This window comes from Geothrix oryzisoli, from assembly GCF_022808865.1.
Classification (GTDB): Bacteria; Acidobacteriota; Holophagae; order Holophagales; family Holophagaceae; genus Geothrix; species Geothrix oryzisoli.
The window spans coordinates 145735-161951 of sequence record NZ_JAKZLB010000003.1 but is presented as its reverse complement, the minus strand read 5'-3'; the positions used below and the strand labels follow the sequence as shown (position 1 = coordinate 161951).

At 69.5% G+C, this 16217-nt stretch carries 16 protein-coding genes; 8 read left to right on the top strand and 8 right to left on the bottom strand.

Annotated features, from left to right (window positions below; translation table 11 throughout):
- Nucleotides 1–3: 3 nt before the first annotated feature.
- Genes arsB through MLE43_RS08840 form a run of 3 tightly spaced genes read right to left on the bottom strand, consistent with a single transcriptional unit; the run spans nt 4 to nt 1834 of the window.
- Nucleotides 4–1098: an ACR3 family arsenite efflux transporter gene (gene arsB, locus MLE43_RS08850; protein WP_243303297.1), complete on the bottom strand. Its 1095-nt coding sequence runs from the start codon at nt 1096–1098 to the stop codon at nt 4–6.
- Nucleotides 1099–1106: 8 nt separating this feature from the next.
- Nucleotides 1107–1448 carry a carboxymuconolactone decarboxylase family protein gene (locus tag MLE43_RS08845; protein ID WP_243303296.1) on the bottom strand — a complete coding sequence of 114 codons (342 nt, stop codon included), beginning with the start codon at nt 1446–1448 and terminating at the stop codon, nt 1107–1109.
- Nucleotides 1445–1834 (bottom strand): ArsR/SmtB family transcription factor, encoded by a 390-nt coding sequence (locus MLE43_RS08840; protein WP_243303295.1) that lies wholly within the window; start codon nt 1832–1834, stop codon nt 1445–1447. The genes MLE43_RS08845 and MLE43_RS08840 overlap by 4 nt, the downstream gene beginning before the upstream one ends.
- A 103-nt stretch (nt 1835–1937) precedes the next feature.
- Between MLE43_RS08840 and MLE43_RS08835 the strand changes: the two genes are divergently transcribed.
- Nucleotides 1938–3428, top strand: a complete 1491-nt coding sequence (locus tag MLE43_RS08835; RefSeq protein ID WP_243303294.1) for a M20/M25/M40 family metallo-hydrolase — start codon at nt 1938–1940, stop codon at nt 3426–3428.
- Nucleotides 3429–3437: 9 nt separating this feature from the next.
- On the opposite strand, the gene MLE43_RS14865 is transcribed toward MLE43_RS08835, so the two are convergent.
- Genes MLE43_RS14865 through MLE43_RS08810 form a run of 3 tightly spaced genes read right to left on the bottom strand, consistent with a single transcriptional unit; the run spans nt 3438 to nt 6954 of the window.
- The gene (locus MLE43_RS14865; protein WP_275976145.1) at nt 3438–5462 is read right to left on the bottom strand and encodes a cation:proton antiporter; all 2025 of its coding nucleotides are present in this window, start codon (nt 5460–5462) and stop codon (nt 3438–3440) included.
- A 3-nt stretch (nt 5463–5465) separates the two neighbouring features.
- A complete protein-coding gene (locus tag MLE43_RS08815) occupies nt 5466–6509 on the bottom strand; it encodes a potassium channel family protein (protein ID WP_243303292.1) in 1044 nt (347 codons plus the stop codon).
- Nucleotide 6510: 1 nt separating this feature from the next.
- On the bottom strand, nt 6511–6954 hold the full coding sequence (locus MLE43_RS08810; RefSeq protein ID WP_243303291.1) for a PaaI family thioesterase: 444 nt from the start codon (nt 6952–6954) through the stop codon (nt 6511–6513).
- Between the two features lie 96 nt (nt 6955–7050).
- Here MLE43_RS08810 and MLE43_RS08805 point away from each other — a divergent pair, with 96 nt between their 5' ends.
- Both MLE43_RS08805 and MLE43_RS08800 read left to right on the top strand, forming a co-directional pair.
- The gene (locus MLE43_RS08805) at nt 7051–8055 is read left to right on the top strand and encodes a PstS family phosphate ABC transporter substrate-binding protein (RefSeq protein ID WP_243303289.1); all 1005 of its coding nucleotides are present in this window, start codon (nt 7051–7053) and stop codon (nt 8053–8055) included.
- Between the two features lie 7 nt (nt 8056–8062).
- Nucleotides 8063–8593: a TraB/TrbI/VirB10 family type IV secretion system protein gene (locus MLE43_RS08800; protein WP_243303287.1), complete on the top strand. Its 531-nt coding sequence runs from the start codon at nt 8063–8065 to the stop codon at nt 8591–8593.
- A gap of 3 nt (nt 8594–8596) precedes the next feature.
- Here the strand turns inward: MLE43_RS08800 and MLE43_RS08795 are convergent, their stop codons facing one another.
- Together MLE43_RS08795 and ppk1 are read right to left on the bottom strand one after the other, a co-directional pair.
- Nucleotides 8597–9631, bottom strand: a complete 1035-nt coding sequence (locus tag MLE43_RS08795; RefSeq protein ID WP_243303285.1) for an Mrp/NBP35 family ATP-binding protein — start codon at nt 9629–9631, stop codon at nt 8597–8599.
- 190 nt (nt 9632–9821) lie between these two features.
- On the bottom strand, nt 9822–11954 hold the full coding sequence (gene ppk1 / locus MLE43_RS08790) for a polyphosphate kinase 1 (RefSeq protein ID WP_243303284.1): 2133 nt from the start codon (nt 11952–11954) through the stop codon (nt 9822–9824).
- Between the two features lie 220 nt (nt 11955–12174).
- On the opposite strand from ppk1, the gene MLE43_RS08785 reads away from it, so the two are divergent.
- The 5 genes from MLE43_RS08785 to MLE43_RS08765 all read left to right on the top strand — a co-directional run bounded on the left by MLE43_RS08785 (nt 12175) and on the right by MLE43_RS08765 (nt 16162).
- Complete coding sequence (locus MLE43_RS08785; RefSeq protein WP_243303283.1) at nt 12175–12822, top strand: 50S ribosomal protein L25; 648 nt, start codon at nt 12175–12177, stop codon at nt 12820–12822.
- Nucleotides 12823–12917: 95 nt separating this feature from the next.
- On the top strand, nt 12918–13511 hold the full coding sequence (locus tag MLE43_RS08780) for a TetR/AcrR family transcriptional regulator (RefSeq protein WP_243303280.1): 594 nt from the start codon (nt 12918–12920) through the stop codon (nt 13509–13511).
- Nucleotides 13512–13537: 26 nt separating this feature from the next.
- Nucleotides 13538–14140, top strand: coding sequence for a DUF6448 family protein (locus tag MLE43_RS08775; protein ID WP_243303279.1), 603 nt, complete (start codon nt 13538–13540; stop codon nt 14138–14140).
- A gap of 55 nt (nt 14141–14195) precedes the next feature.
- A complete protein-coding gene (gene pth / locus MLE43_RS08770) occupies nt 14196–14798 on the top strand; it encodes an aminoacyl-tRNA hydrolase (RefSeq protein ID WP_243303278.1) in 603 nt (200 codons plus the stop codon).
- A 248-nt stretch (nt 14799–15046) separates the two neighbouring features.
- Entirely contained in the window at nt 15047–16162 is a 1116-nt protein-coding gene (locus tag MLE43_RS08765) for a hypothetical protein (protein ID WP_243303277.1), read from the top strand.
- The last annotated feature ends 55 nt before the right edge of the window (nt 16163–16217 follow it).

The window sequence follows — 16217 nt, the reverse complement described above, 5'->3', positions numbered from 1 at the left end:
GGCCTACCTCTTGGCGGGATCCACCGCCGGACAGCAGCCGGCGCTGGCGAGGTCCTCCGGGGCCTCGGGGTACCACTTCCGCTTCAGCCAGAGGGCCACGTTGACCAAGCCGATGAGGGCGGGCACCTCCACCAGGGGCCCGATGACGGCGGCGAAGGCCGCACCATGGGCGATGCCGAAGGTGGCGACGGCCACGGCGATGGCCAGTTCGAAGTTGTTGCTGGCGGCCGTGAAGCTCAGCGTGGCGCTCTGGGGATAGGTGGCGCCGGCCTTCTTGGACAGCCAGAAGCTGACCATGAACATCACCCCGAAGTAGATCAGCAGCGGGATGGCGATGCGGATGACGTCGAAGGGCAGCTTCACGATGGTGTCGCCCTTGAGGCTGAACATCACCACGATGGTGAAGAGCAGCGCGACGAGCGTCAGCGGGCTGATCTTCGGCACGAAGACGCGGTGGTACCAGTCCAGGCCCTTGAGCTTCCCGAGCACAAAGCGCGTGAGGAAGCCCGCGATGAAGGGAATGCCCAGGTAGATGAAGACGCTCTCGGCGATCTGGCCGATGGTGATGGCGACCACTGCGCCCTGCAGGCCCAGCTTTGCGGGCAGCACCGTGGCGAAGAACCAGGCGTACACGCTGAAGAAGAGCACCTGGAAGATGGAGTTGAAGGCCACCAGGCCCGCGCAGTATTCGGTATCGCCCTTGGCCAGGTCGTTCCACACGATGACCATGGCGATGCAGCGGGCCAGGCCGATGAGGATGAGGCCCAGCATGTACTCGGGCCGGTCGCGCAGGAAGAGCACGGCCAGCCCGAACATGAGCAGGGGTCCGATGATCCAGTTCTGAAGGAGCGACAGGCCCAGCACCTTCTTGTTCCGGAAGACCAGGTGCAGCTCCTCGTACTTCACCTTCGCCAGGGGCGGATACATCATCAGGATCAGGCCCGCGGCCAGGGGCACGCTGGTGGTGCCCACGTTCCAGGCGTTGATGGCGCGGTTGAAGCCGGGCACGGCAAAGCCCAGCAGCACGCCGAGCCCCATGGCCAGGAAGATCCACAGGGTGAGGAAGCGATCGAGGAAGGACAGCCGGCCCGTGGACATGGATCCTCCTACTTGCAGTCGCAGTCGTCGCCGCAGTCGCCCTTCTGGCCGCCCGCCTCCTCGCAGGCGCAGGAACCGCCGCAGCAGCCGCCGGCGCTCTCGCCCACCAGCGTCGTCTGGGCCAGGGCCATGATCTGCGAGTGGGGATCGCCCTTCACGCGCAGGGCCATGTTGACGGCCTCGATCATGTCGTCGTTGGAGACGCCCAGCTCGGCCAGCCGGCTCTGATGGGCGCGGAAGGCGCGCTCGGCGTTGGCGCCGATGGCGGCGCCCAGGGCGATGAGGTTGAGGGTCGTCTCATCGAGGCCGGTGGTTTCGGTCGCGGCCTCGGTCTGGGGCTGGGTGGTCATGCGGGCTCCTTGGGGGTTCGTGCAGGGGGACAGGCGGTGGGGTCACAGGGATCGCAGCGCAGGGCGAGCGCCTGGGCGCGGTCGCGGGAAAGCTCGGCCTCGGCGCCGGCCATGAGGGGCCAGAGGGCCTCCAGCAGGGGGCGCACGGCGGCCTCGTCGGAGAGGGCCACGTGAACCCAGCGGCCGACCTTCCACTCGCGCACCAGGCCCGTGCGGCGCAGGCCGGTCAGGTGCTCGGACACGGTGGAGGGCGCCAGACCCAGCACCTCGGCCACCTCGCAGACGCAAAGCTCGCCCGCATGCAGCAGGGCCAGGATGCGCAGGCGCACCGGATGGGCCAGGGTCTTGAGGGTGTCCACGAGGGGACGGAGGGGGTCGGAGGTCATTTCGCTATTTCCCGAAACATCGTCATCATACCGCCGGACTCTCGGCTTGCCATACCTCGTTTTCTGATGTTTCCTGGTTCCAGCCTTCCCATCAGGAGTTCCCATGCCGCGGATCCCCGCCGCCCTGTTCGGCCTGACCCTGGCCGCCCTCCTCCAGGCCCAGTCGCCGTTTGCGGCCGCCCCGCCGACGCCTTCGCCCGTGCCGGTGCTGAAGGACTACCCGGACACCCCTGCCGGCAGGCTGCTGCGCGACATCAAGGAACACGCCGAGCTGGTCGCCCGAGTGGAGTACCTGTGCGACGTGATCGGACCCCGCCTCACGGGATCGGGGCAGCTGCGGCAGGCCCAGGCCTGGGCCATGGGGGAGATGAAGCGGCTCGGCGCGGTCAATGTCCATGAGGAGGCCTACGACTTCGGCCTGGCCTGGACGCGCGGGGTGGACAGCGCCCGCCTGCTCACCCACAACGGCATCCGCTTCCGGGTCGATCAGCTGGCCTGGACCCCGGGCACCCGGGGCGCCGTGAAGGGCGACCTGCTCCTGGTGGACGCCCGCAACCTGGAGGAACTGAAAGCCTTCAGGGGGCAGCTGAAGGGCCGCATCCTGCTGCGCACCAACCCCGACGACAAGCGCCCGCCCCTGCCCCGCCGGGGCGGTGACTTCGAGGCCTACCAGGCGGAGCAGGCCGCCATGGCGCAGTTCCTCCTCGACGAGGGCGCCCTGGCCACCCTGTCCATGTCGGGCCGCAAGAACGGCCTCAGCTTCACCAGCGGCGGGGCCGGACGCGATCCGAAGAAGCCCGCGCTCCCCGCGGCCTATGTGCCGCAGGAGCCCTACAAGATGCTGCTGCGCCTCCTCTCCCGGAAGGAGCCGGTGAAGCTGGAGCTGACCCTGGGCGGCGGTTTCTCGGCCACGCCCGTCCAGGCCCACAACGTGGTGGGCGAAATCCCCGGTCGGGAGAAACCCGGTGAAGTCGTCATCGTGGGCGGCCACCTGGACAGCTGGGACCTGGGCACCGGCGCCACGGACAACGCCACGGGCAGCTCCGTGGCCTTGGAGGTGCTGCGCGCCTTCCAGGCCACGGGCCTCAAGCCCCGGCGCACCCTCCGCGTGGTCCTCTGGAGCGGCGAGGAGCAGGGCCTGCTGGGCTCCCGCGCCTACGTGGAGGCTCACAAGGCCGAACTGGACGCCATCCAGGCCGTGCTGGTGGACGACATGGGCACCGGCATGGTGAAGGGATTCACCCTGCAGGGCCGCGAGGCCTGCCGCGGCCTCATGGCCCAGGCCATCGCCCCCCTGAACGACCTGGGCGTGAAGGACCTCTCGCTCCGCGTCATGGGCAGCACCGACCACGCGCCATTCGACCGGGCCGGCGTGCCCGCCTTCGCCGCCATCCAGGAACCGGTGGACTACTTCCTGGGCACCCACCACAGCCAGATGGACTACCCGGACCACCTGGTGCCGGACCAGCTGGTGCAGGGCGCCCAGGCCATGGCCGTCACCGCCTGGGAACTGGCGGAGATGCCGGCCCGGCTGCCGCACGGCAAGGTGGCCCTGCCCGTCACTGGGGCCGTGAATCCTTCCGGATCCCGCTGATCCTGTCGCTCAGATCCCCGGGCCCGGCTCCCGCCCCAGCAGGGCCTCGGCCTCATCCAGCGCCGAGGCCGGGCCGCTGAGGGCCAGCAGGTCCCCGGGCTGGAGCCGGGTCTCGGACCGCGGCTCCAGCAGGTGGCCTTCCCTCAGCAGGGCCACCAGGGCCACACCCGCCCCGCCGGGCAGGTCCAGCTCCTCCAGGGTCCGCCCCAGGGAGGGGCAGCGGGCCCCGATGCGAAGGGTGCGCCAGCCCCCGGAGGGGGTGGCCGCAGCGGCTTCCGAGGTGCCCCAAGGATCTCGGGCGTCCTCGCCCATCCAGTCGGAGCTCGCCTCGAGATCCCTCTGGAGGCCCCGGGCCCGGCGCCAGAGCAGCAGCGGAATGGCCAGCGCCGAGGCCGCGCCCAGGGCTCCGATGGAGGCGAGGGGGATGAGGGCCGAGACGGCCGCCAGCACGGGCAGGCCCGTGAGCAGCAGCACGCCGAGGCGCAGTCCGGTGCGGAAGGCGCGGCGGGTGTCAGGGCGGGCGCCCAGGCCGCCGGGGCCCGGCAAGTCCAGAAGACGCTCCGCCAGGACTCGGCTGCGGCGCACCATGCGGCTCACCAGCAGGGCCACCAGGCTGGCCGCAGCCAGCAGCACGGCGCCCTGGGCCAGGGTGTGCCCCAAGGTGCCGCTCCCCTCGAGCCAGGCGGCCCCGAGCCGCATCACCCGCGGCGCCAGGGCCCCCACCAGGCCGATGAGGACGGCATCCAGCAGCAGGTGCAGGAAGGTCCGGCGCACGGCGGCCCCGGGGGCCTTGCGCAAGGCCGGCGCCCGCAGGGCCGCGGCCCAGGACTGGTAGAGACTCAGGTAGGTCCTCAGCGGGGCCGGCAGGTGCCGGTCCAGGAACCGGGCCGCGGGCTCTCCGGCGGACAGGAGGGCCGGCGTGGCCAGGGCGGTGGCCACGCAGATGGCGGCCAGCAGGGCGTAGCGGGAGGGATCCACGACGCCGAGGCCGATGCCGGCACTCAGGAGGATGAAGCCGAACTCCCCCACCTGCCCCAGGGCGAGGCCGGCGCGCACGCCGAGGGCCAGAGGCAGGCCGGCCAGGGTGGCCCCCACCATCACGGACACCGCGTTCACGACGATGACCAGCGTGGTGAAGAGCAGCACCAGGGGCCAGTCGCGCCAGACGGCGGCGGGCTCCATCAGCATGCCCACCGCCACGAAGAACATGGCCGCGAAGAGGTCCCGCAGGGGATGGACCAGGTGCTCCACCTTGCGCCCCCGGCCGGATTCGCAGACCAGCATCCCCGCCACGAAGGCGCCCATGGCCACGGAGAAGCCCGCCCAGGCGGCGAGCTGCGCCAGCCCGAAGCAGAGGCCGGCACCCACCACCAGCAGGACCTCGTCGCGCGCGTGATCCGCCACCCAGCGCACGGCGGGGGGCACCACCAGCCGCCCCGCGCCCACCAACACGGCGAGGAACACCGCCAGCTTCAGCAGGGTGCCCGCGATGGCCCCGGCGCTGGGGCCGCCCAGGGAGGCCGCCGCCGTGAGGGCCGCCAGCAGCAGCACGGCGTGGAGGTCCTCCACCAGCAGGACGCCCAGCACGGTCTCCTTCAGCGGGCCGCGGATGCCGCGCTCGTCGAAGAGCTTGGCGAGGATCATGGTGGAGGCGATGGCCAGGCTGGCCCCGAAGAAGGCACTCTCCAGGGGGGTCCACCCCAGCAGGCGGGCCACGAGGAAGCCGACCACCAGCTGGGTGCCCACCTGGAGGGTGCCCGTGAGCAGGGCCGGCGGTCCCGCATGGAGCAGCTTCGGCAGGCTGAACTCCAGGCCGATGGTGAACATCAGCAGGATGACACCCAGCTCGCCCATGAGCCGCACATTGCCCAGGTCCGCCACCAGCGGCACGGGCACATGGGGGCCCACGATCATGCCCGCCAGCAGGTAGCCCAGGACCGCCGGCTGCTTCAGCTTCTGGAACAGCACCGACGTCAGTGCGGCGACGCCCAACACCGTCGCCAGATCCAGCAGGAGGCGCGCATGCCCCTCCATGCCTCAGCCCTTGGCCAGCCGCGTGAGGATTTCCAGGGCGTCCGCGGGCCCCATGACCAGCAGCTCGTCCCCCGTCTGGAAACGCTCCTCGCCCGAGGGGTTGAATCGCAGCCCCGAGCCCGGATGCACCAGGCCCACCAGCAACGAGCCCGTGGCATGGCGCAGGCGGGCCTCCCGCAGGGTCTGGCCCACCAGCGGGGAGTCCGGCGCGATGGCGATGCGCTCCAGCCCAAGCTCGAGCTGCTCCTGCTGCAGCACGATGTCGAAGAAGTTCATCATCTCGGGCTTGAGCAGCAGGCCCGCCATGCGGCGGCCGCCGATCTCGTAGGGGCTCACGATGTGATCGGCCCCGGCGGCCCTCAGCTGGCGTTCGGTGCCCAGCTTGGCACTGCGGGCCACCACCGGCAGATCCGGCCGCAGCTGCTTCACGGTGAGCGTCACCAGGACGTTGTCGGCATCGGTGGTGAGGGCCGTGATGAGCCCCCGGGCCGTCCGGACGCCCGCGCGCTCCAGCATCAGCTCCTCCATGGCATTGCCGTAGAGGATCAGCTCCCCGGCGAAGCGGGGGCTGCGGCCCTTGGTCTCATCCTGCTCGATGATCACGAAGGGGACGCCGGCCTTCTTCAGTTCCCAGGCGGCCTGGAAGCCCATCTTCCCGAAGCCGCAGACGATGATGTGGTCCTTGAGGTCATCCAGGCGTTTCTGCATGCGGCGCTCCATGATGTAGCCCTTGAGGTCGCCCTCCAGGAGCAGGGCGGTCAGGTTCGAGAGGGCATAGGTGGCCACGCCCAGACCGACGATGAGGTAGAAGATCGTGAAGATCTTGGTCCGGGCGTTCACCTCCCCCAGCTCCCGGAAACCCACGGTGAACAGGGTGGTGATGGCCATGTAGAAGCTGTCGAGGGCATTGAGGTGCGACAGCCAGTGGTAGCCCAGCCCGCCGCACACGATGACCGCCACCAGCAGCGCCAGGGTGTAGCGCAGGCGCCTGATGGGTCCATCCTGCCGCGCGTCCCGCGCCTCGGGGAATGGCGCCCGGCCCTTCACCTCAGCCGCCGATGCCGGGCTTGATGGCGAAGTTGGCCGTGCTGTGGGCCACCAGGTGCTCACCGCAGGTGAGCCGGCAGGCCAGGATGCCGCTGCGGCCGGAGATCCGCACCACCTGGGCCTCGCCGCGCACCTCGCCCCGGGCGGGCTCCAGGTAGCGGATGTGCAGGTCGGAGGTGGCGAACGGCATGGCCCCATCGAAGGCCGTGCTGAGGGCGAGGGCGCTCACCATGTCGGCGATGGTGGCCAGCACGCCGCCGTTCACCGTCCCCCGGGAGCCGTTGATCACGGCCTTGGTGGGCTGGAGCACCATCGTCGCCTGGCCGGGCGCCACACTTTCGATGGTGAGCCCCCAGCCGCTGATGAGCGGCCAGGGGTGGAACCGTTCGCGCAGGCGCTCCAGGAGATCCGGAGCGAGGGTCTCAGGGATGTGCGGCTTGGCCATGGCCCAGGATAGCTCCATTCCGGCCGGTCACGGCGAAGGAGCCCCGGTTTCACGGCGCCGTCACCTCCGCATGGCGCAATGGATCCGGAGGATCCCATGTCCCTTCGTGCGCTCGCCGCCTCGTCCCTGCTCCTGTTCGGCCTGGCCTGCCAGCCGGTGGAGGAGCTCCCCGCCAAGCCGAAGGCGGCCGCAGCCCCGGTCGCCGCGAAGCCGGTGGATCTGCCCGCCTACGCGGCCGAGCACACCGTCTCCGGCGAGCTAAAGAGCGTGGGTTCGGATTCCATGGAGCCCCTGATGGTGCTCTGGGGCGAGGACTTCAAGAAATTCCATCCGCGCCTGACCACCAACTTCATCTGCAAGGGTTCGGCCACGGCGCCGCGGGCCCTCCTGGACGGCAGCGCCCTCGTCGGGCAGATGAGCCGCGAGATGACGGACCAGGAACTGGCGTCCTTCCAGGCCAAGTACGGCTACGCGCCCACCCGGATCCCCGTGGCCGTCGACGCCCTCGTGGTCTACGTCAACGCCAACAACCCGGTGAAGCAGCTCCGCATGGAGGAGATCGACGCCATCTTCTCCACCACCCGCAAGGCCGGAGCCAAGCGCGACATCCAGCGGTGGGGCGACCTCGGCCTCGGAGGCGACTGGAAGCAGCGGGACATCCAGGCCTACGGCCGCGACGAGAACTCCGGCACCCGCGCGTTCTTCCGCGAGCACGTGATGAAGAAGGGCGACTTCAAGCCCGGCGTGAAGGCCTTCATGGACCAGTTCGCGGTGGTGGAGGCCCCGGCGGTGGACGGGGGCGGCATCAGCTACGGTCCCCTGCAATACGCCAACCGCATGGTGAAGGGCGTGCCCGTGGCCTCCTTCGGCAGCGACCGCTTCGTGGAACCCACCCTCGAGACCATCCAGAACGCGACCTATCCCCTGACCCGGTTCCTCTACATCTACGTGAACAAGGCCCCGGGCCGGGCCCTGGATCCCGCCGTGAAGGAGTTCCTCCGCTTCGTGCTGTCCCGCGAGGGCCAGGCGGCCGTGACCAGCTTCGGCGCCGTGGCCATTCCCGGCGACCTCGCCGCCATGGGCGCGGGCAAGCTGAACTGAGGCCCCCATGCCGATCCTGCTCCCGCTGATGATCCCGTGCCTGCTGAGGGTGGGCCTGCTGAGCGCGGGCCCCGCGCCCCTGCCACCGCCGTCGCCCCGCGCCCCCATCCTGCAGCTGCCCTCCCCGGCCCCGGCCAAGGGTGCCGCGGAGCTCCGGCTCCAGGAGGGCGAGCCGGTCTATGCGGTGCCGGCCGGGCTCGAGCTGCCCCTGCGGATCGAGGGGGACCTCACAGCGCCCCCAACCGATCCCGGGCGCACCCTCCTCCACCTCAGCCTGGAGGCACCGGTGTACGACTCCCGGCACCGGGCCCTGCTGCTGCCCGCGGGCACCCGGCTGGTGGGGCTGGTCCATCTGCTGCGCGGCGAGTACCGCTTCGTGGCCTTCCAGTCCCTGACCCTGCCGGATGGCCGCACCCTCGCGGCCCCGGACGAGGGGTTCCGCCTGGGACCTGGGAGCCGGCTGACCATCCAGGATGGGGGCCGGGCCACGCTCACCGTGGCCCGGCCGCTCCGCCTCGAGGCGTTCGGGAGACCTTAGACCCTAGAGCTTCAGCACGCCCTTGAGCGTCTCGGCCATGTCCTGGAAGACCTTGGTCTGGATGCTGTGGGGATGCTCCGCCACGAAGGGCTTGCCGCTGTCCCCACCCTCGCGGATGGCCAGGTCGATGGGCACCTCGCCCAGGAAGGGGAGCTCCATGCGGATGGCCGCGGCCTTCACGCCGCCGTGGCCGAAGATCTGGGTCTCCTTCCCGCAGCCGGGGCAGATGAAGCTGCTCATGTTCTCGATGATGCCGAGCACGGGCACCTTCACCGTGCCGAACATCCCGATGGCCTTCTTGGCGTCGAGGAAGGCCACGTCCTGCGGCGTGCTGACGATGACCGCGCCGTCCACCTGGGCGTTCTGGATGAGCGTGAGCTGCACGTCGCCGGTGCCGGGCGGCAGGTCGATGAGCAGCACGTCCAGGTCGCCCCAGGCCACGTCCTTCAGGAACTGCTGGAGGGCCTTGTTGAGCATGGCGCCGCGCCAGATGACCGGCCGGTCCTCCTCGATGAGCAGGCCCATGGACATGACCTTGATGCCGAACTTCTCGAGGGGCAGGATCTGGCCGTCCGGCGTGCCCAGGGGCGAGTCCTTGAGGCCCAGCATCATGGGGATGGAGGGACCGTAGATGTCCGAGTCCAGCAGCCCCACCTTCAGGCCCAGCTGGGACAGGGCGATGGCCAGGTTGGCCGTGACCGTGCTCTTGCCCACGCCGCCCTTGCCGGAGCCCACCACCACGCAGCGCTTGATGCCGGGGATGAGGTTCTTGAACTCCACCTGGGCGGTCTTCTCCCAGCCGATCTCGATCTCCACGTCCGTGACCCCGGGCTGCCGGCGGATCAGGCCCTCCAGGGCCTCCTTGATGGCCGCCACGCGATCCCGGTAGGCGTCCATGAGCTGGAGCAGCACCGTCACCTTGCCCTCGGTGACATCGATGCCCTTCACGGCCTTCAGCGTGGTGAGGGTGGCGTTGGTCCCGGGGACGGTGTAGGCATTCAGGGCTTCGAACAGGGCGGCGCGGCTGATCTTGGTCATGCGGATCTCCAGCCCATTAGTCTGCCACGGGGAATGAATGGCCGACACCGCACGGCGCGGTCTTCTCCCGTCAGAGTTCCAGCCGAGGCAAGGTCCCCTGGCCTCGGCGTGGGGGACCGCGGGGGTGTGCGCGCAGCGCGACCCTAGCTCCTCGCAACGCATGTGTTGCGAGGGGAACCCCCGGAGAGGCTCAAATGTCCGGGTCCAGCGGCCCCAGCTTCTGGGTCAGGGCGCCCACGCCGCTGGCCAGCAGGGTGTGCTCGTAGATGCGGAGCTGGCTGCGGAGCGGGGGGTCCTGGAAGTCCAGGCCCCGGCGCAGCACCTCGCCATCCGGCCCGAGCACCCGGCCCTTGAGCGTGTCGTGCAGCTGGAGCTCCACCATCTCCATCACCTGGGCCGCCAGGATGGGATCGACAAGGGGGAAGGCCAGCTCCACCCGGCGGTCGAGGTTCCGCGGCATGAGGTCGGCGCTGGAGAGAAGGGTCTCGGGCCGCCCGTCGTTCGCGAAGTGGTACACCCGGGCATGCTCCAGGAACCGGTCCAGGATCGACAGCGCCCGGATGTTCTCCGACAACCCGGGAACGCCGGGCCGCAGGCAGCAGGTGCCCCGCACGATGAGATCCACCTTCACGCCCTCGCGGCTGGCCTCGTAGAGCAGCTGGATGAGCTGGGGATCCACCAGGGCGTTCATCTTGAGCACCATGCGGGCGGAGCGCCCCTTCCGCGCATGGCCGATCTCCCGCTGGATGCGCTCCTTGAGGGCCTTCTTCAGGTACTGGGGGGCCAGCAGGATCTGGTTGAACCGCGGCGGGCGGGTATAGCCCGTGAGCATGTTGAAGAGGTTGGAGAGATCCTCGCCGAATTCCGGCCGGGCGGTGAAGAGGCCCAGGTCCGAGTAGAGGCGGCTGGTGCGCTCGTTGTAGTTGCCCGTGCCCAGGTGGCAGTACCGTTTGATGCCGCCGGCCTCCTGGCGTACCACGAGGCAGGCCTTGCAGTGGATCTTGTGGTTGGGCAGGCCGTAGACCACATGCACGCCGGTCTTCTCCAGGCGGCGCGCCCAGGCGATGTTGGCGGCCTCGTCGAAGCGCGCCCGCAGCTCCACGATGGCTGCCACCTGCTTGCCCCGCTCCGCGGCGCGCTCCAGGGCCGCCGCCACGGGGCTGCTGGCCGTCACGCGGTAGAGGGTCATCTTGATGGCGAGGACCTTGGGATCCTCCGCCGCCTCCCGCACGAAGCGCACCACGCTGTCGTCGAAGCTCTGGTAGGGGTGGTGCAGGAGGATGTCGTTGCGGGCGATGACGTCGAAGAGGCTCCCCGCCTGGTCGAGCTGGGGCACGGGCAGGGGGGGCAGCGGCGTATCCTTGAGGTGCGGAAGGTCCAGCTGGCTGCAGAGCTGCATCAGATCCGAGAAAGCCGTCAGGCCCAGGCTGGGATAGAGGTCCTCGGGACTCAGCTCCATCTCCTCGATGAGCATGTCCAGCACCTTGGCCGACAGACCGTGCTCGTACTGGAGGCGGACCACGGCGCCGCGGCGGCGGTCACGCAGGCTCTCCTCCACGGTCTTGAGCAGGTCCTCGGAGGGGTCCTCCTCCACCGGCAGGTCCGAGTCGCGGGTCACCCGGATCGCGTGGCAGCTCTTCACCGTGTAGCCCAGGAAGAGGCGGGACAGGTGGTGGCGCACCACGTCCTCGAGCATCACGAACGCATGCGTCCCGGGGGCCGATGGCACCCGCAGGAACCGCGAGGCCAGGCCCGTGGGCACATGGATGAACGAGAGCTCCGAGGCCGGCAGGTCCCCGTCCAGCAGGTCCTCATCCGGCTCCAGCTCCACCACCAGCACCAGGGCCCGGTTGCCCAGGCGGGGGAAGGGATGGCCGGTGTCCACGGCGAGGGGCGTGATCAGGGGCAGCAGGCTGCGCTCGAAGTAGTCCAGGAGGAACGCCCCCTGGGCCTCGTCCAGGTGCCTCGGATCCAGGATGCGGATGCCCGCGGCCTCCAGCTGGGGCTCGAGGATGGCGTGGAAGAGCTCATGCTGGCGGGCCGAGTAGGCGTGGATCCGGGAGGACACCCGCTCCAGCAGCTGGCGGGGCGTGAGGCCATCGGGGCCGGGCTGGTTGATGCCGGCGTCGATCTGCCGCCAGATGCCGGCCACCCGCACCATGAAGAACTCGTCCCAGTTGCTGGACACGATGCTGAGGAACTTCACCCGCTCCAGCAGGGGCACCGTGGAATCCTCCGCCTCCTCCATGACCCGGGCGTTGAAATCCAGCCAGCTCAGTTCGCGATTGAGCAGTTCCTCGGGGCGGGGGATGGGGTGGAACACGGGAGGCCTCTGGGTCCGGAGCGTATCGTCCGGATGTAACGCCCTGATGGTACAGGCCATAGAGTGCCACTCGCCAAGAACTTCCTTTGTTTTCCGGGCTTTCTAGGGCAGAATCGGGGATTCGGCCCTCCATGAGGAGACGCCGTACGGTCCGCCCGGACCCACCACCAACGAGAGGGCAGCCAGGCCCGTGCCGGGGCTGCCAGGTAGGAGGAATCCCATGTCCCAGGAAGTCCTGATCGTTCCCAAGCGCGAGACCTTCGGCAAGGCCGCCATCCGCGACCTCAAGAAGAGCGGCATGATCCCGGCCGTCGTCTACGGCCTGAACGAAGCCCCCATCGCCATCGCCATCAGCCCCAAGGCCGTGGCCCGTGTGCTGGCCAGCGATGCCGGCATGAACTCCGTGATGTTCCTCCAGCGCGAGGGCACGGACATCAAGCGCCACGTCATCATCAAGGACCTGCAGCGCGACCCCATCACCGGCCGTCTGGCCCACGTGGACTTCATGCGTGTGGACATGACCCACAAGGTGCGCGTGAAGGTGCCCGTGCGCCTGGTCGGCACCTCCATCGGCGTGAAGAGCATGGGCGGCGTCCTCGACTTCGCCCACCGCGAGATCGAGCTCGAGTGCCTGCCCAGCATCATCCCCGCCCACATCGACGTGGACGTGACCAACCTGGCCGTGGGTGACAGCATCCGCTTCGAGCAGATCGCTCTCATGCCCAATGTCGCCTTCATCGGCGATGCGCACCAGACGGTCTGCTCCGTCCGCGGCAAGGCTGCCGAGGAAGAGGAAGCCGCCGCTCCCGCCGCGGCTGCTGCCGAGCCGGAAGTGGCCAAGAAGGGCAAGAAGGAAGAGAAGAAGTAGCTTCCGGCGATCAGCCGTCAGCCAGAAACGGGCGCCTCGCGGTGCCCGTTTTTTTGAGTGCTTGACAAAAGTAAGTACTTACTTACATTCGAACCATGGACCGATCAACCCTGGAGCTCACCCCGAAACGCGCGGAGATCGCAGACGCCGCCCTGCGCATCATCGAGACCCGGGGCATCGCCGCCCTCACCACCAGCGCCTTGGCCTCGGAGCTAGGGGTGAGCAGCGGGGCGCCCTTCCGCCACATCGCCAACCGGGAGGAGCTGCTGGAGGCCGTGGTCCTGCGGGTGGAGGAGCTGATCCTCGGCACCTTCCCCCGGGCGACGGACCCGCCCCTGGAGCGCATCCAGTCCCTCATCCGGGCCCGCGCGAAGGTGATCGGCGGCCACCGGGGCATCGGGCGGCTGATGTTTTCCGAGCAGTTCGCCCTGGCCCTGCCGGAGGCCGCCGCGGTGCGCCTGCGGGGCGTGGTCACCCGGACCCAGGCCTTCCTCCTGGAGGCGCTCCGGGAGGCCCAGCAGCAGGAGGCCGTCCGCACCGACCTGCCGCCGAAGGCCCTGGTGACCGTGGTCTTCGGGCTGCTCATGCACCTCGTCTACGCCCAGGCCGCCGGCCAGGGCCGGGCCACGGATCCCGGCGAAACCTGCGCGACCCTGCTCGCCCTCCTCCAACCCCCTTCCACCCGCTGAACCGGCGGCATCCCTCGGAGTTTCCCATGCGAAGGTTCCCCTTCCCGGCCCTGTTGACGGCCCTCCTGGTCGCCCTGCCCCTGGGCGCCCACTGCGATGCCCTGGACGGTCCCGTGGTCGTCGCCGCCCGGCAGGCGCTGGCCAAGGGCGACGTGAACCCCGTTCTCGCCTGGGTGAAGGCGGAGGACGAGGCCCAGATCCGCGCAGCCTTCGCCCGCACCCTCAAGGTCGGCGCCCTGGGCCCGGAGGCGAAGGAGCTGGCCGAAGCCTACTTCTTTGAAACGCTGGTGCGGATCCACCGCGCCGGCGAAGGCGCCCCCTACACGGGCCTCAAGCCCGCGGGCCTGGACTTCGGCCTTGCCATCCCCGCCGCGGACCAGGCGCTGGCCTCCGGCGACCTGAAGCCCGTGTTCGAGCTCATGCACGGCGTCCTCAAGCCGGGCCTCGAGGCCCGCTTCAAGGAGGCCCGGGCCGCCCGGAGCCAGGCCACGCCGGATCCCGCCTCCGGCCGCAAGGCCGTGGCCGCCTACGTGACCTTCCTCCACTACGTGGATGGCGTCTACCAGACGGCCGCCCGGGGCGGTTCCCCCGCCGAAGGCCCCGAAGCGGAAGCCCACCACCAGCACTGAGGCCGTGAACTGGTCCGCCTGACAGCCGACCGCTGATAGCTGATAGCTTCAACCCATGTGGACCCTCGTTCCCCTCGGCAACCCCGGCCCCGACTACCAGGACACCCGACACAACCTGGGTCGCCTCATGCTCCAGCGCTGGATGGCGGACCGGGGCCTGGCGCCGTCGCCTTCGAAGCGGTTTCCGTCCGGCGCGCTCTATCCGCTGACGGGTCACCTCCAGGCCCTGGTCCCCGCCACCTACATGAACCTGTCCGGAGAGGCCTGCGCCCAGGCCGGGGCCGCGGGTCTCTATCCCCGGCGCATGGTGCTGCTCTACGACGACAAGGACCTGCCCCTGGGCACGGGCCGCTTCCGGCTCGACGGCTCGGCCGGCGGCCACAACGGCCTCCGCTCCGTCTTCGAGTGCCTGGGCACCACGGACATCGCCCGCCTGCGCCTGGGCATCGGCCCTTTCCAGCGGCCCCTGGTGGACTTCGTGCTGGAGCCCTGGACCGACCCGGAATGGGCGCGCATCGACGCCCTGGACGATCCCTTCGCCCGCTTCCTGGAGCTGCTGGACGCCACCGAGGATCTGGGTGGCCTGGCGAACCTGGTGAACCCGGCGACCTTCTGGGAACCGGCCGGAGACCAGAGAGTGCCCGCAGACCTCGGGTGATGCACTTGGTGCCGACGGGAACCCTGGTCGAAGGGCTCCCTCCAGCCTGCTCGGGCGGTCGCCACGGAAAAACTTTCATGGCCGTGGCTCGGACCGGCCTCCCTTGAGTGAAGAGATCATGGCGCTTAGGCCGGGCACACCTCCGCAGGGAGGGGCAGTCGATAGAACAAATGGTGTATCTACATTGACTTGCATGAATCCAGAGGCGGCACCACCCTTCAGGTCCAATGTTCCCTGAGGAGGTGTGCATGACCTTCCTGAAGACCTTCACCCTCGGCCTCGCCCTCGCAGCTCTGCCACTGGCCATCACTTCTGGATGCGACAAGAAGGCCCAGTCCGAATCCACCGAATCCAAGGATTTCGCCAGCAAGGTCGCCGAGGCCCAGCAGGCTGAAGGTCAGGCCCAGGGCGCCGCCAAGGCCCAGGCCGAGGCCATGGCCAAGGCCGGGCTGCAACCCAACGCCACGGGCATCCCGTTGACGGAGGACCAGCGCGCCCTCCTGGAGACGCGCGTCAAGGCCGAGAAGAACAACAGCACCGCCGCCCTCCTGCAGGAGATCCTGGACCGCGACAAGCAGATCGGTGAACTCAATGCCAAGGTGGCCCGGCTCCAGGCCCAGCTGCCCAAGCCCCAGATCGCCACCGAGAAGGACAACCACTTCGCCATGGCCCTGCGCTTCCTGAAGGGCAAGGGTCTCTCGGAGGAAAAGGCCAGGACGCTCGCCGCCCGGGCGAACATCCTGGAAGACCTCCAGCCTGGCTGGCAGGTCTACCAGCAGTATGCTGGCGGCGCCTACCTCACGGCCGTCACCCAGGGCAAGGCCGCCATCGGCCCCACCGAGTATCTGCACAACCAGCGGGCGGCCCTGCAGAAGGATCGCGATGACCTCTCCGGCCAGGTGCAGGACCTGCAGGCTGAGCGGACCAAGGTGCAGGAGGAGGTGGACGCCCTCCACACCGAGAAGAGCACCCTGATGTCCCAGGTGAGCGAGCTGACGACCCTGAGCCAGGCCCAGAAGGCCAAGCTCAACTCGATGCACTACCTGGTCGGCCAGCGCCGGCAGCTGGTCAACGAGGGCGTCATCGTGGTGCCGGTCTTCGCCAAGGACCGCATGGGTCCCAAGGCCGTCGCCTCCCGCTTCGAGAAGGACCTGCCCCTGGATGAGCCGAATCCCACGGTCCAGATCCAGGCTTCCGACGTGGGCCTCGCCAAGATCAGCAAGGTGAACGTGGTGCCCGGCTCCCTCCAGAAGGACAAGGACTACACCGTGATCCTCGCCGATGACCGGAAGAACGCCACCATCCGCATCCTCGATCCCGAGCGCCTGCGCAACGACCGCGTGGTGTTCGCTGTGACGGATTGAGGGCCCCCCCAATGGGTGAGCCAGGAAAGCGGGGGCCCCACCCCCGCTTTCCTGG